This window comes from Nostoc sp. JL23, assembly GCF_017115065.1.
Classification (GTDB): domain Bacteria; phylum Cyanobacteriota; class Cyanobacteriia; order Cyanobacteriales; family Nostocaceae; genus Nostoc; species Nostoc punctiforme_A.
This window is the reverse complement of sequence record NZ_JABXKN010000047.1, coordinates 26366-41120: the sequence shown is the minus strand read 5'-3', so window position 1 is coordinate 41120 and position 14755 is coordinate 26366. Positions and strand designations below refer to the sequence as shown.

Here is a 14755-nt window from a genome sequence, read left to right as displayed (position 1 = left end):
CTGGCTTAGTTATGTACGGGCTGATTACCGTGATTCACTAAGCAACGAATCGCACATCTCCTTTCCCTGCATCGATGATGCCACTGTTAGCAATGCCTGTGCCAGTGCCTGCGCCCTCACTGCTGGAGAAATCTTCGTCGCCACCAGTGGCACTACCCTTGATAGTGTCATTACCTCCTCTAGTATCGATGACTCCGTTTTTTAGAACCTCAATTCCAATTGCTGGGAATGCATTATCCTCTTGACCCACCACTAGATCCAAAGCAGAGGTGCCTATGATCGGGGGAAAAGAAACAATTAGTCTGGGCATAATATAACTTTCCTCAATTGAGTGTGATAGAGTTTTAACCCCTGACAGTCTTGCTCTTTCAATAAAAATTCTTTAAGTCAGAATTCACAGACAACTCTGAGATCAAGCTTTCTTCGATCAGAAGTTCATAGAGTCAGAACTAGAAAGTTTCAGACTTGACAAGTATTGATTAACGAATTCTTTGTCGTGATTCCAACAACCTCTATGGATGTTAATGACCGAAGCCGTGAAGCAAAGCGGAACATGGGTACAAGCCCCTCCTTCGGTGGTCGCTTGACTGGGGCAGAGTACAAGCTCCGTCTCAGTCCCTCCCCCTTGCTCCCTGCTAAGAGCTCCCCTGCTTCTTTTGACAAAAAATAATGTGTTATTCGACGCTTGAAAAGAGTAAGCAGCTTATAAGCTGATAGTACTTACATAGCGGAAATTTACTTAGATTTATATAATCTCATACCAATCTTTGCATAATCTTCATGTTTTTTGCTGAAAAATGTATACAAGAGTACTGTTTTTTTATCTATCCTTTATATTTTCATCTCACCGTTCGCGTAATCTAGGAATCCGCACCTTAGTACAATTACCTTAACCTCTCACAAATGGTGCTAGATAATGGCATCAACATTCACTAGTCTGTTTGTCATTTATAAATAAAAATGACAAACAGAAAATTCTGAGCGCCGGAAGTCAGCGCTCAGAACTTTAGAGACAAAGCTTGCATATTTACACGCTTTACCTAACAGCTTAAAAGCGATAGTTGCGATCGCGCACCCACATACTAAGTGGGACTGCCTTTCCTTGTGGATCTACTTTCGCCTTGACCACAATAGGTGGTACTTGTCCTCTGCGGGCGCGTTGGGCTTGTAAGTCGTTCCGAATCTGCTGCCGTTGGTTTTCTGGGATGTAATATGTTTCCAAACCGTAGTTAACGGAACCATCCTGATAAACACCTTTTAAGGCTACTTGGTTAGCTCTTAGAGTTGTGGGGCGATCGCTACTTACTCGTAACGGTCTCCAAGCTCTAGGAACACCGCGACCAGAAGATAATTGCTCTTGCAAAGTCACGTAAATATTGGTTCCTTCAGGCAATCTTCTGCCACTTCCACGACCTCTGCTGACTAATGTTTGCCAGCCAGGTAGTCTGCTCAAATTTGAGGTACGGGATATGTTGTAATCTAAGGCTAAGGTGTTACCTTCAATCGCATTGTTAGGGTCTACAGGTACGGTTTGCAAAATCACCGTCTTACCTGTTACGTCTGTATAAACTGCTTGGGCTGGTACTGCCATAATTAGCCCTGTTTGCAGCGCCAGGGGAGCAAGTAACCGCCAAAAAGGTAAGGACTTATTCGATTTTTGTTCAGTAGCAATCAAGTAATCCCGAAAAGTCACCTTACTGGAAAATTCGGCTTCAGGAGACAAGGGTTTATTCTTAGATTCAGAAGAAGTATTAGTCATGAGCGTAGTCCTAAAAAGCAGAGGTCTTGAGGAGGTTAAAAGTAACGAGATTAGGACTAACGCAGAGAAACTTTAAAAACTTTGACGCACAGAGATTTTTAGTTAGGAGTTAAGAGTTAGGAGTTAGGAATCATTCAATTTTAGATTTAGTGAACTTTTCCTGAATTCTGACCGGAGGCGGAGCGTCTCCGGCTCTGCTCCTGAATTCTTTCATCTTTTGCACTACTTCTTACTTGTAGAGCTACCACCAGGTAGGCGGCGTTCAAACCAGAGTCCAGCGCTAATTAAAGCAGAACCACACAGGACATAGACTAGCGACTTAAAAAGTAAATCGGTGTCGTACTCCTGCACGCGACTGATAATTTGCAGTGTTACTAACAGCATACCGCCCCAAAAGGAACTTCTGTTGCTTAATTTCAATCCTTCTTGAATTAGTCCCCAGGCTAATGTTGCAAGAAGTACATTGAAAATAAAAATGCCAAGTTCATCAATCCGGCTGATAGTTTGATGCCAAAAAGGTACTATTGCAATAAAGACAAGAAATGTACTAATGACAGCAGTTGTGAAAATCACTTCGCGGCGCGGAGGATTATTTCTTTGGCGCAGTAGAAACAACCATTGTAAAACCGCCAAGCCACTGAGAATCCCCAAATCAATGATCGGCAGAGACTCAAATAAGTTTGTCAAATTCGTTGGCTGATTATAACTATAATCTGGAGATTCCCAGACCCAACGAAAAGACAAAACGTAAAAGACGATGCCAAAGCTTAACAACGCTAAATTACGGGCTAGAGATTGAAACAATCTGTAATTTATGGTTGGAAAGAGTAAATCATCATAACTCCAGAATAATGCAGGTGGCAGTGTAAAAGCAAAAGATGCCACCCAAGGGGCTATATCAGCATAATTTAGCAGTGGCAGTGGATTAAGGTTAGCTTGTAAGGAACTAGCAAAAACAAAGGCTGCTAGACCAAAAATCCAACGCGATCGACAGAAGTAGGCTAAGGGTACAAATACCAGCCATGCCAACAAAGGCATATGCTGCACTACTAGCCGCGACCAAGTTAACTCACCTGAAGCGTACCATAAGTCTTCTAGTCCAGTCCAGTAGCCGATTTCCACGAGGACAATTGACAGAATTCCTAAAGAATTTAAGGACAAACTGAAGGCCATGACTACAACACCGAATCCCCAGGCGAGAAACAGTTGGGAAGCCGAACCGATGATATTGAACATCTGGGCCATCAGCAGTAAGTTTGCACCGAAGATGAAGGCGCTTAAAATTAGCAACCCCTCTCCTAGTTGGCGTTTGCTTCGTTCTGGCTTCTTTCCTTCTGGTGGTCTCCAGGTGTAAAATCCAGTGATGGCGATCGCAAAAAACAAACTCATCATCAGAATAATTTTGATTTCTCGCGATCCTCCCTGCCAGTTTCCTGATACAAAGGTAATTATGCCTAAGCATAAAAGTATGCTACCGATAGCGATTGCGATCGCTTTATTGCGATCGCGTGCAGCAGCTTCCAGGTTTTTAAATTGATAACGTTCTGCTATCTGCTCATACTGCGAAGAACTAATTAATCCTTCATCCCTCCATAATTGTGCTTGTTTGCGTAATTTGTCCTGAAAACTATCTAAAAACATGACCTTCTCCGGTGCAGTGGGGTAGCTTGGCCATTGCGTTCCCAATGGCGGTCATTATATTTTGAGTATGAAGCCAAAAGCCTTAATTACATTGTTCTTGTGTAACAGTTTTATTTTGATTCAGATACAACGTACTTCTATTAATTCATAATTCATAATCTTGATGGAAAAACCTTCTAATTTATTACTTAAAGTCTCGCGGCGTTTGTTCGCTAATCTAGATGAGCAAGAAAAATTTATTGAGGCTTTAATGAATCCTCAGCCTTTTTCACCTAGTATTCTTTGGTGTCAAGAGAAGCCAGATATTGCACCTTTAGCAGTGGAAACACCAACCTCTTGGCAACCACAATTTATAGACCGCTTATCTCTGGGAGAAAAACCTGGTAAGCATCCCTTGCATGAAAAAGGATATTTCTATTGTTTAGATTTTTCTTCGGTGTTTGCAGCTACTACTTTGTTAGCTATTCCTGAGTCAGTGCGTTTAGTTTTTGATATGTGTGCCGCACCGGGAGGTAAAAGCATCTTCGCTTGGAGAGCTTTAAAACCTGAATTACTCATCAGTAATGAAGTAATTGGCAAACGTCTGAGAATGCTAATTTCTAATTTTAAGCGTTGTCAGGTTAGCCCTAGCGCAGTGGTTAATCGAGATTCGAGCATATTTGCCGAAATGTTCCCCGGCTCTAGCAATCTAGTCATAGTAGACGCTCCGTGTACTGGACAATCTTTACTTGCCAAAGGTGAAAAAGCACCCGGATGTTTTCACCCAACTGCTATTAACAAGAGTGCAAATCGGCAAAAGCGTATTATAGCTAACTCTGCTAAAATTGTTTCACCGCAAGGCTATCTTGCTTATATGACTTGCACATATTCGCCCGAAGAAAATGAGCAAGTTTGTGAATGGTTTTTGGAACGCTTTCCCCAGTTTAAAGCGATAGAAATTAGTAATTTAGCCAAATATCAATCGCATTTAACTACGATGCCTTGTTATCGGATATTTCCTCAAGATAGATTAGGTGCTGGTGCATTTACAGTCCTATTTAAAAATACTAATGCGGATGAAGATGAGCCTAAAGAAGTAGATTTAAATACAATTTCTTCGCTGTATATCTACCAAAATTTGAAAAATTAAAATTATATGACGTGCGTATAATTAGTTATGACTTAGTTGGGGGACTATATTTGATTAATCGTAACCCTTCGGCTAGTGTTTGATGCTGAAGCAGATCGTCGCTATGAGTTTCCTAAAGAGTATACTACAGAGATAAATTTAACTATGAATCTGGACGAAGTTTAGGAATCCTTTCAGGAGTTACGAACAAAAATATCCCCGACTTTTTCAAGAAGTCGGGGATTTCAAGCTGTCAAAATGAGAATGAATATGTGTTGCAAAATTAATTGAATTGCTGGTTTTCGGAAGTACCGAGGAATTTTTCCTGGCCAATAGTCCATCAATTTGGAGAACAATTGGCACAAAAATCAGGACTAAATTTACAGTATTGGCTACCTGTCAATTGGTAAGCTGTACAATAAGGAAAACTTGTAAGTTCAATTTTGGCTGCTTGTAATTTGGAACCATTCGCCAATGTTTCAGTAAGTTTGGTTTTATCAGCCAAAAGGATAGCTAAAATCTTCGGTAACGCTATGCAAGCAGCAATATTGAGCAACGTTAGCATTATGCCGTCGATAAAATTCATAGGTAATCATCTCCTGTGAAACATAGGCGATTGCTGTTCTTAGATGCAAACACAATCCATTGCTTGCACTCTATGTAAATTAACTTTAACATAAATTTTTGTAAATATAAACGTGGAATTCCTGGAATGATCGTACACAGAAGGGTATGTGGATAATAAGGATGGTTATTGTAGCGGAATAACAAAATAAGCTGGAAAATAATCAGTTTAAAATCTTTAAGTCAGGTGTTATGTCAACAACCCAAACCGCATCTTCTTTTTTATCTAACATCAGCGAGCGAGAACGGCAGGCATTAAAGCGGTTGGTAGATTACACAAATGTGGAATCGCTACCAGAAATTTGGCCTTTGGCAGCTCAACGATTTGGTGATATTGTCGCTCTCCGTAATCCTCATGCTAAACCAGAAGTAGTGATTACTTATACCCAGTTGGCAGAGCAAATGCAACTATTTGCTGCTGGGTTACAAGCGTTGGGAGTAAAAGTAGGCGATCGCATTTCCCTAATTGCTGACAATAGTCCTCGGTGGTTTATTGCCGATCAAGGCATCATGACTGCTGGAGGCGTTGATGCGGTGCGTAGTTCCCAAGCCGAAAAAGAAGAACTGCTGTTTATTATCACTAATAGCGGCAGTACAGCGATCGTCGTTGAAGATTTAAAAACACTTAAAAAACTACAAGACCGTCTCAAAGATTTACCTATTCAAGTAGTCATCTTACTTTCCGATGAAGCACCACCAACAGACGAAACCCTAAAGGTACTCAACTTTTCGCAGTTGCTCGAAATCGGTAAAAATCATAATTTTGTGCCAGTTAAGCAAAATCGCGACGCTCTGGCAACTCTAATTTATACCTCTGGCACTACGGGTAAACCCAAGGGTGTAATGCTGTCTTATAGCAATTTGATGCACCAAGTGATCAGTTTTGGGACAGTATTGCAACCAAACCCCGGCGATATCGTTCTCAGTATCCTACCTTCCTGGCACAGCTATGAACGAACTGTTGAATACTACCTACTATCTCAAGGTTGTACACAAGTTTATACCAACTTGCGCTCTGTAAAAGGGGATTTGAGACAATTTAAACCCAATTACATGGTCGGTGTACCCCGCCTGTGGGAATCGATTTATGAAGGAGTGCAAAAGCAGTTCCGCGAACAACCAGCCAACAAGCAACGCCTAATTAAATTTTTATTGGGCATTAGCGACAAATATATCAAAGCCCAGCGAACTGCTCAAGGATTGGATTTAAATAATCTTCATGCTTCAGCCGTCGAACGATTAGCAGCTAAGATCCAAGCATCAGCTTTATTACCCCTCCATGCCTTGGGAGAACGACTGGTTTACGCCAAAGTTCGGGAAGCTACAGGCGGACAAGTTAAGCAGATGATTAGCGGCGGCGGTGCGCTTCCCAGACACATAGATAATTTCTTTGAAATTATTGGCGTGCAGATTTTGCAAGGCTACGGCTTGACAGAAACTTCTCCTGTCACCCATGTACGGCGTCCTTGGCGGAATTTGATTGGCGCATCAGGGCTACCACTCCCGGCTACAGAAGCTAAAATCGTCGATCCTGAGACAAAAGCGCCTTTACCAATAGAGAAGCGAGGCTTAGTATTGTTGAGAGGCCCGCAGATTATGCAAGGCTATTACCAAAATCCGGAAGCGACAGCGAAAGCAATTGACGCTGAAGGTTGGTTTGATAGCGGCGATTTGGGTTGGCTGACACCACAAGACGACTTAGTGCTGACTGGCAGGGTTAAGGATACGATTGTATTGACTAACGGGGAAAACATCGAGCCACAGCCGATCGAAGATGCGTGCTTGCGATCGCCATACATCGATCAAATTATGCTCATCGGCCAAGATCAGCGCAGCCTGGGAGCCTTAATTGTCCCCAATGTCGAAGCCTTAGAAAAATGGGCAGCAAGTCAGAATCTAACGCTGGATACGCTGGGCGATGGAGTGACTTCCTCAGATAGTCAAAAAATTGACTTCGAGAGTAGAATGATCCAGGATTTATTTCGCCAAGAATTGAATCGGGAAGTCCAAAATCGTCCAGGCTATCGACCGGATGACCGCATCGGAACGTTTAAACTCATCCTGGAACCGTTTTCCATCGAAAATGGCTTGATGACACAAACACTAAAAGTTCGTCGACATGTCGTCACAGAACGCTATCGCGATATTATTGACGGCATGTTTGCCTGATCATTCCACCTGCTAACTGTAAAGAGTGAACGTGAAATATTTATGGATGTCTCCAAATCTAATTTGCTTCTGAAACGCGTCGTTAACGTCAAAGTTATTGTGACTCCCCTCTGGAAAGAGGAAGTACAACAGCAGCTGCAAACCCAAATCAATCAACTCGATCAGCAACTGCAACAGCTAGACGTTGAAGGACAAAGAGCGATCGCGGCAATTCAAAAGCAGAGTCTGCAACCACCTGGCCCCCAGACCCTCCAACAAATTGACAATATCCAACTCCAAGTCAATCAAAAGAAAAGTGAATTTTTAGAGCAGAAAAATCAGTTGCTGCAAAACCTCCAGCAAGTGCAGTTTCTCCAGCAAGATCAGGAAGTCAACCAATTCCAAATGGAAGGCTTTTTCCGGGTAGAAATCGGTGATAACCTGATTAGCAAAATGCAAGTCGAAATCGTTCTGCGCGATGGCGTTGTAGAAGAAATTCGCGGCGACATTTAAATTTGTCATTTGTCATTTGTCCGTTGTCATTTGTTTTGTGACCAATGACTAATGACAGATGTGATTTAACTTAGTTTGAGAGCGGCTCCCAGCCCAACATTCTACCTGGGAGCCAGCCCAAACAATTTGCCACACTGGAGGTGAGCTAATAAAAAGCGATCGCCCAAAGGTTGTCATCTCCGCTCGATATTTAACCGTCCCAACTGAATTATTACCCCGCTTGATTTGCGTAATCGTCACTAATGCCTGATTTGGTTGCGGATAAACTACCTCGATCTTTCGCGATCCTCCCACTGCTATCTCCTCAAAGGCATTCAGGGCAAGGGTAGTAGGATTACTGCCTTGGAGAGATGAGTTAAGTTTTTCTAAAGGTATAGTTTGATAATCGGAACGCTCTGAGAATGCTGCAACTTCCTGAGACTGATGTATTGCTCCCATCTGCTGGGTTTGCTCATCACTAGTCTCAACAATCGGTGCAGATTGCTGGTGCTGAATAATATAAACTCCAGTACCAGCCGTGGCAGAGATACTTAATATCACAATCAAAAAGAATTTCAGCTTTGCCGACATAAAAGTAAACAGGAATTTCAAATAGGTTTATTACCAATTTTGAATTCTAGATTGAACTACATCCCATATCCTCTATCCGTAAGAAGCTCTTGTATCTTAAGTAGTGGTTATGAGAAATATTAAATAGCAATCCCATTTAATCTGTGAGAAACTCGTGGTGGTTTTTGCAAGTCAATGACTAAAACTAGATTGAGATATTGGCTAACCCATAGAGGATAGCTCTGTATTATAGACCTCTAAGCTATATTTAGGTTCCTAGAGCCATTAGTCATTAGTGAATAACTAATGCCAATTCCCAATTCCCAATACTTCGACTTCTCTTCGAGACGCTACGCGTTAGCGGAGCTTTCGCTTTAGCGATACGGTCAGTACAAGTGCCCCATGCTCAATTCTCAATTCCCAATGCCCAACCTAAAATATAAACAGTCTAAAACTCTCCCATCAAGATACAATTCGATCTGATAAAAACTGTTAAAGTCCATAAACCATTGATTTCCAAACCACCCTATGAGCATTCACGAAGTATTTATGCCGGCGCTGAGTTCCACCATGACGGAAGGCAAAATCGTCTCTTGGGTGAAATCGCCTGGGGACAAAGTGGAAAAAGGCGAAACAGTGGTGGTTGTAGAGTCAGATAAGGCAGATATGGATGTAGAAACCTTTTATGAGGGATTTCTTGCCCATATCATAGTTGAAGCTGGTGAAACTGCCCCAGTAGGATCTGCGATCGCCTTCATCGCCGAAACAGAAGCTGAAATTGAACAGGCGAAATCCCTTGCCAATTCTGGCGGTGCGGCTGCTACTCCTACCTCTTCCCCTGAACCAGTTGCCGCCACAGCCTCAGCCGCAACACCTGCCTTAGTGTCTCAAAACGGGTCTAACCACAAAGAAGGAAGGCTTGTAGCTTCACCCCGTGCCCGCAAGTTAGCCAAAGAACTCAAAGTTGATTTAACTACACTCCAAGGTAGTGGCCCCCACGGTCGTATTGTCGCCGAAGATGTAGAAGCATTGTCTAACAAGGGCAAGCAACCTGCACCTACCCCAGTTGCTCCACCCGCACCTGTACCAACCAGCACACCCCCAGCACCCCCAGCACCTCGCACACCAGCACCTACACCCGTGGCAGCGGCTGTTCCTGGTCAAACCGTACCTTTAACTACCTTCCAAAATGCCGTAGTGCGGAACATGGTAGCTACCATATCCGTGCCCGTCTTCCGTGTCGGTTATACAATTACCACCGATGGATTAGACAAACTTTATAAACAAATTAAATCCAAAGGCGTGACAATGACAGCGCTACTGGCGAAAGCTGTAGCAGTGACATTGCAAAAACACCCATTGTTAAATGCTAGCTACTCAGACCAGGGTATTGTTTATCATTCTGATATCAACATTTCCGTAGCAGTAGCGATGGATGATGGCGGATTAATTACACCTGTGCTGCAAAATGCAGACGCAGTAGATATATATTCTCTATCGCGTACTTGGAAGTCTTTGGTAGAACGTGCGAGAGCAAAACAACTACAGCCTCAAGAATACAACAGTGGTACTTTTACCCTGTCCAATTTGGGGATGTTTGGCGTAGATAAATTTGATGCGATTTTACCGCCTGGACAAGGTTCAATTTTAGCGATCGGGGCATCCCGTCCGCAAGTAGTAGCAACACCCGACGGTTTATTTGGCGTGCGTCAACAAATGCAAGTCAATATTACTTCTGACCACCGGATTATTTATGGTGCCCATGCTGCGGCGTTCTTGCAAGATTTAGCAAAATTGATTGAGACAAATCCTCAATCTTTGACACTGTAGTTTTGAAAAAACACCAAATTTAAATGTTAGCGCTATCAGCGAACATTACTTTTTCGTAGAGTAGCGCTAACAACAAATAATACTTAAACTTAAATTTTTGATGGACAAAGTATGTAGCGATATCACGTCTCTACATGAGTTTATGTGCAAACTGATATCAAAGTGACATACGACAACACCCTGAAATATCTGGTTGAGCAGTATCCAGAAGATTTTATCCGCTACTTACTTGCATCTCAGGCAACGGATATCCAGATTCTCAAAACAGAATTAAATCAAGAACCAATCCGTGCCGATTCTGTAACCTTTTTGCAAACTGCTAATCAAATACTGCATTTAGAGTTTCAAACCTTACCAGCATCGACTCCACCCTTACCACTGCGGATGTTGGACTATTGGGTGCGGCTATATCGACAATACAATTGTGATATCGAGCAGGTAGTGATTTTTCTTAAACCGACAACTTCAGAAGCTGTCTTTGTAGATCAATTTACTGCCAGCAATACTACTCACCATTACCGTGTCATCCGAATTTGGGAACAAGATCCAGAATCTTTATTGTTATCTCCTGGTTTATTACCTCTGGCAACTTTGGCGCGAACAGATTCTCCTCAAAACTTACTTCAACAGGTAGCAGTTCAGGTGAGTATGATTGAAGAAGAAGCCACCAAGCAAAGTATCTCGGTATGTACCCAACTTCTCGCAGGGTTGGTATTCGAGCCAGAACTAATTCGTCAGTTTTTGAGGAGAGAAGATATGAGAGAATCTGCCATTTATCAAGAAATTCTTGAAGAAGGACTGCAAGAAGGGAGACAACGAGGTATTGAACAAGGTATTGAACAAGGTATTGAACAAGGTATTGAACAAGGTATTGAACAAGGAAGACAATCAGAACTAAGGCTAGTGATACGTCTATTAACTCGTCGGCTTGGTTCAATTAATTCTCAGTTACAATCTCGGTTGCAAGAGTTGTCCTTGGCTCAGTTAGAGGACTTGGGTGAAGTATTACTAGATTTCGCCAGTGAGGCTGATTTGATGAATTGGCTTAATACAATAGAAAGTTAGAGTTTGCTTTAAACCTTTCGACCACTTACAAAAAAAGTCAGATTTTCATACCAAGCTCCTTGCTCGGTAGTTTCTACTTCAATTTTTTGACGAAATTCTGCTTTTAATTCTGCCATTTGCTCTGATGAAAGTTCTAACAAGGGATTTTCTCTAGGATGAAACCATCCACCATTCCATTCTTTAGCTTGCTCTAGATTGCGGTATAAACCTAGTTGTTGGGTCTTCACTTCAATATTTTGAAACCTAGCTTCTGCAAGCAGATGATGACATTTTTCGGGTGTGCCTGTTGGCTCATTGATACTTGTCAGCGAAATGCCATGTTTGTTACATATTTCGATTATAAGTGGCGCTCCACAAGATTCCTCAGAGCAACAAGAAAAACCGATGACTCCCCCTGGTTTGAGAAAACGATACCATTTACGTAGAGCAGCAGGAATATCTTTAAAATAGACTATTGCTGTAGAGCAAAAAATAACATCAAAACTCTCATCATTAAAGTCGATATACTCAGCATCGGCTTCAATAAGTTCGATATTTTGTAAGCCTAATTCTTCAATTTTCTGTTGTGCTTGAGTTAGCATCCCTGAAGAAAAATCTACTCCAGTGACTTTTCCTTCGGAACCAATAATTTGTGAAACAGCGATGGCAATGATACCTGTGCCAGTTGCCAAATCCAATACTTTTTGTCCCTTTTTTAGTTGAACTAAATCTAGTAGAGGGAGAGCGCGATGAATTGTATAATCGTTGTCATAACTAGTTCTGCTATCGAAGAAATCAAGAACTTTTTTCTTATATTGTTGTTCGTATTGACTATTTTGCATGATATTCTCGATTTCACTGGTCAATTATGAGCATAAATTGTGAGTGAAACTTCTGTCTTCTGAAAACTTGCTTTCAAAATGTTTAAATCTTGCAAAATCCCAAAATTTATATCATCTCTCTATATGCTTTGGGTGTGATTCCTATATGCTTCCGAAAAAGGGTAGTAAAGTTGCTTTGGCTAGAACAGCCAACTTGAAGTGCAATTTCGATAATAGGTAATTGAGTATAAGCAAGTAAAAATTTAGCTCGCTCAATCCGACATTGAATAACGTATTGATGTGGAGAAAGACCCATTAAACGTTTAAACCAACGACAGAATGAATAAGAACTCATATTCACTAGACTAGCCAGTTCTGCCACCGTTAATTCTAGCGCTAAGTTGTCATAAATATAATCAATTACCTGCCGTAATTGACGCTTAGAAAGATGAACCTCAAACTCTGAGTTTAGTTGCCGTGTTCCAGAATAAGTTTTGAGGAGATGGGCTGCTAGAGCGATCGCAACTGATTCACCATATAGTTTACCAGATGGACATCCGGCTTCAAGCTCTGCTTTGAGTGCCATTCCCAGATGAAGAATTTGGCGATCGCAGACTCCGCGCTGTGGGATAATTTCAATAGTGCGATAGCTTCCAATGATTAGTTCATCTGCTACTCTCTTAAATAGACTCGAATCAAAAGAGACTAAGAGAAATTTTATTTCCTGGTGCCAACGCGCTTGAGTCGGAATCCCCTTTGGAGTGACATTAACCAAACCTCTCCTCATCTGCGTACTGTGTAACCTTCCACCTGCTAGCCGCCAGTCTATTTGACATGAATTACCAAGCCAAATATTAATACTGTGCTGCTGTAAACAAAGCTCTGGACATTCAAAGGCGGGTAAATAATGCTGTTCAAGCACAATCCCGTTCCAGTGATTAGTGCTGGATAAAATAGGAGGTTTGCTGCTCATCGGCACAAGATTTCCGCTTACCACATGAATGGCTGAGAGTTGTTCAGATTTCACGTTGCTACTCATTTATGAGCTACTACAAAAAAGATAGTAAGCTAATGCGTGACAAAGTTACACTATTAACTTCTTTTCGCTAGCCCTAGCAGATGGCTCTATTTGTTCAGTCGATTCACTTAAAACAATCATTTCTTCCTCAGCGTACCTCTGCGCTTACCTCAGCGTGCCTCTGCGTTTAAAAAAATAAAAAAGGTGGGCATTACCCACCCTACAAACTTATCCCTTAACACAAAGAACTTGCTTAAGCGCCGCTACAACTTCAACCAAATCCGCTTGATTTGCCATAACTTGTTCTATCGGCTTATAAGCACCAGGAATTTCATCTAACACACCCTCATCTTTGCGGCATTCTACGCCATTTGTTTGCTCTATCAAATCATCAAGCGTATAGACATTTTTTGCCTTATTTCTAGACATCAAACGTCCTGCACCGTGAGAGCAAGAACAAAAGCTATGAGCATTACCTTTACCCTTAACGATGAAAGACTTCGCCCCCATCGAACCAGGAATAATCCCATAATCTTCAGTCTGGGCGCGGACTGCACCCTTACGAGTAACGTACACATCCTCATCAAAATGCACTTCTTTTTCGGCGTAATTGTGATGACAATTAACCTGCAATAAAGGTTTAGTTGCCTTCCCACCTGCCAGATGCTTCTCAACTATGTGCTTAAAACGCGCCATCATCACATCGCGGTTGACACGCGCATAGTTTTGTGACCATTGCAAATCGTGCCAATATGCCTGGAATTCTGGCGTACCAGCGACAAAGTGAGCCAAATCTGGGTCAGGCAATTTATTACCTGTCATTTTTGCTAATTCTCTGGCTGTGTGAATATGACACTGGGCGAGTTTATTGCCAATGTTACGCGAACCAGAATGCAGCATTAGCCAAACTTGATTCTCTGTATCAAGGCACACTTCAATAAAGTGATTTCCTCCACCGAGAGAACCCATCTGTTTCATTGCTTTACTTTGTAAGTCTTGCACACCGCGATGCAAGTCTTTAAAATCATCCCAGTGTTGCCAATTGCTGACGGATTTTTCAACGTCTTTATTTTCGTTGAATCCAGTCGGAATTGCTGCTTCAATATCCAAGCGGATTTTCTTTAGTTTACCTTCTAGTTGTTCGGCGGTAAATGCTGTTTTGATAGCGCTCATACCGCAACCAATATCCACACCGACAGCCGCTGGGATAATTGCCTCTTTGGTTGCAATTACAGAACCCACTAAAGCACCTTTTCCTAAGTGAACATCTGGCATTAATGCCACGTGCTTAAATACAAATGGTAATGATGCCACATTCTTAGCCATCTTGGTTTCTTCTGGGCCCAAAGAGTGATTTGCCCAAGATAAGACGGGTGCTGGTGTGGTAATTTCTAACCTTTCGTAGGGCATAATTTTTTCTATTTTGGATTTTAGATTTTGGATTTGGTATAGGGCAGTGACACTTATCGGTATGACATATAACCCATTACCTAGTTAGTTGTAGCAATTTATATGTTGTACTGTCTTTCATTTGACTCCCTGAATTTTCGTGAAGCTGAAGAACTACTTTTAGGAATTACATTTTTGTATTACAAATGTAACAAAGTTGATTACAAGCGTCAATCTATCACCACAGGGAGAAAGCAAATGTTTTCCCAATGTATTAAAATTTGTAAAGAAAATCACTGTGTTTAAATAGC

13 protein-coding genes are annotated in these 14755 nt (G+C 41.8%); 5 read left to right on the top strand and 8 right to left on the bottom strand.

Features of this window, described 5'->3' with window-relative positions; translation table 11 throughout:
* Positions 1-37 precede the first annotated feature (37 nt).
* The 3 genes from HWQ42_RS09575 to HWQ42_RS09565 all read right to left on the bottom strand — a co-directional run bounded on the left by HWQ42_RS09575 (position 38) and on the right by HWQ42_RS09565 (position 3400).
* Entirely contained in the window at positions 38-310 is a 273-nt protein-coding gene (locus HWQ42_RS09575; protein ID WP_292811320.1) for a hypothetical protein, read from the bottom strand.
* A gap of 738 nt (positions 311-1048) precedes the next feature.
* Complete coding sequence (locus tag HWQ42_RS09570) at positions 1049-1759, bottom strand: GDYXXLXY domain-containing protein (RefSeq protein ID WP_292735503.1); 711 nt, start codon at positions 1757-1759, stop codon at positions 1049-1051.
* A gap of 222 nt (positions 1760-1981) precedes the next feature.
* Positions 1982-3400 carry a DUF2157 domain-containing protein gene (locus tag HWQ42_RS09565; protein ID WP_292811318.1) on the bottom strand — a complete coding sequence of 473 codons (1419 nt, stop codon included), beginning with the start codon at positions 3398-3400 and terminating at the stop codon, positions 1982-1984.
* 163 nt (positions 3401-3563) lie between these two features.
* Here HWQ42_RS09565 and HWQ42_RS09560 point away from each other — a divergent pair, with 163 nt between their 5' ends.
* A complete protein-coding gene (locus HWQ42_RS09560; protein WP_292811316.1) occupies positions 3564-4529 on the top strand; it encodes an RsmB/NOP family class I SAM-dependent RNA methyltransferase in 966 nt (321 codons plus the stop codon).
* 319 nt (positions 4530-4848) lie between these two features.
* Here HWQ42_RS09560 and HWQ42_RS09555 read toward each other — a convergent pair whose 3' ends face one another.
* Positions 4849-5094, bottom strand: a complete 246-nt coding sequence (locus HWQ42_RS09555) for a hypothetical protein (protein ID WP_094352372.1) — start codon at positions 5092-5094, stop codon at positions 4849-4851.
* Positions 5095-5324: 230 nt separating this feature from the next.
* Between HWQ42_RS09555 and HWQ42_RS09550 the strand changes: the two genes are divergently transcribed.
* Together HWQ42_RS09550 and HWQ42_RS09545 are read left to right on the top strand one after the other, a co-directional pair.
* Positions 5325-7301 carry a long-chain fatty acid--CoA ligase gene (locus HWQ42_RS09550; RefSeq protein ID WP_292811312.1) on the top strand — a complete coding sequence of 659 codons (1977 nt, stop codon included), beginning with the start codon at positions 5325-5327 and terminating at the stop codon, positions 7299-7301.
* 42 nt (positions 7302-7343) lie between these two features.
* Positions 7344-7793, top strand: coding sequence for a YlqD family protein (locus HWQ42_RS09545; protein ID WP_012412623.1), 450 nt, complete (start codon positions 7344-7346; stop codon positions 7791-7793).
* A gap of 48 nt (positions 7794-7841) precedes the next feature.
* Here HWQ42_RS09545 and HWQ42_RS09540 read toward each other — a convergent pair whose 3' ends face one another.
* Complete coding sequence (locus tag HWQ42_RS09540; protein WP_292811310.1) at positions 7842-8363, bottom strand: hypothetical protein; 522 nt, start codon at positions 8361-8363, stop codon at positions 7842-7844.
* Positions 8364-8870: 507 nt separating this feature from the next.
* On the opposite strand from HWQ42_RS09540, the gene HWQ42_RS09535 reads away from it, so the two are divergent.
* Entirely contained in the window at positions 8871-10172 is a 1302-nt protein-coding gene (locus tag HWQ42_RS09535) for a dihydrolipoamide acetyltransferase family protein (RefSeq protein ID WP_292811308.1), read from the top strand.
* Between the two features lie 162 nt (positions 10173-10334).
* Complete coding sequence (locus HWQ42_RS09530; protein WP_292811322.1) at positions 10335-11237, top strand: Rpn family recombination-promoting nuclease/putative transposase; 903 nt, start codon at positions 10335-10337, stop codon at positions 11235-11237.
* Between the two features lie 8 nt (positions 11238-11245).
* Here the strand turns inward: HWQ42_RS09530 and HWQ42_RS09525 are convergent, their stop codons facing one another.
* From HWQ42_RS09525 to HWQ42_RS09515, 3 genes are all read right to left on the bottom strand, one after another.
* Entirely contained in the window at positions 11246-12058 is an 813-nt protein-coding gene (locus HWQ42_RS09525; protein WP_292811306.1) for a class I SAM-dependent methyltransferase, read from the bottom strand.
* A 106-nt stretch (positions 12059-12164) separates the two neighbouring features.
* A complete protein-coding gene (locus HWQ42_RS09520; RefSeq protein WP_292811304.1) occupies positions 12165-13064 on the bottom strand; it encodes a helix-turn-helix domain-containing protein in 900 nt (299 codons plus the stop codon).
* 219 nt (positions 13065-13283) lie between these two features.
* Positions 13284-14465, bottom strand: a complete 1182-nt coding sequence (locus HWQ42_RS09515; RefSeq protein WP_292811301.1) for an RtcB family protein — start codon at positions 14463-14465, stop codon at positions 13284-13286.
* Between the last annotated feature and the right edge of the window lie 290 nt (positions 14466-14755).

Bases quoted from the DNA above. Each gene is read 5' to 3' on its own strand.
- HWQ42_RS09565 (WP_292811318.1), bottom strand. From the start codon at position 3,400: ATGTTTTTAGATAGTTTTCAGGACAAATTACGCAAACAAGCACAATTA.
- HWQ42_RS09575 (WP_292811320.1), bottom strand. From the start codon at position 310: ATGCCCAGACTAATTGTTTCTTTTCCCCCGATCATAGGCACCTCTGCT.
- HWQ42_RS09540 (WP_292811310.1), bottom strand. From the start codon at position 8,363: ATGTCGGCAAAGCTGAAATTCTTTTTGATTGTGATATTAAGTATCTCT.
- HWQ42_RS09515 (WP_292811301.1), bottom strand. From the start codon at position 14,465: ATGCCCTACGAAAGGTTAGAAATTACCACACCAGCACCCGTCTTATCT.
- HWQ42_RS09550 (WP_292811312.1), top strand. From the start codon at position 5,325: ATGTCAACAACCCAAACCGCATCTTCTTTTTTATCTAACATCAGCGAG.
- HWQ42_RS09525 (WP_292811306.1), bottom strand. From the start codon at position 12,058: ATGCAAAATAGTCAATACGAACAACAATATAAGAAAAAAGTTCTTGAT.
- HWQ42_RS09560 (WP_292811316.1), top strand. From the start codon at position 3,564: ATGGAAAAACCTTCTAATTTATTACTTAAAGTCTCGCGGCGTTTGTTC.
- HWQ42_RS09545 (WP_012412623.1), top strand. From the start codon at position 7,344: ATGGATGTCTCCAAATCTAATTTGCTTCTGAAACGCGTCGTTAACGTC.
- HWQ42_RS09570 (WP_292735503.1), bottom strand. From the start codon at position 1,759: ATGACTAATACTTCTTCTGAATCTAAGAATAAACCCTTGTCTCCTGAA.
- HWQ42_RS09555 (WP_094352372.1), bottom strand. From the start codon at position 5,094: ATGAATTTTATCGACGGCATAATGCTAACGTTGCTCAATATTGCTGCT.
- HWQ42_RS09535 (WP_292811308.1), top strand. From the start codon at position 8,871: ATGAGCATTCACGAAGTATTTATGCCGGCGCTGAGTTCCACCATGACG.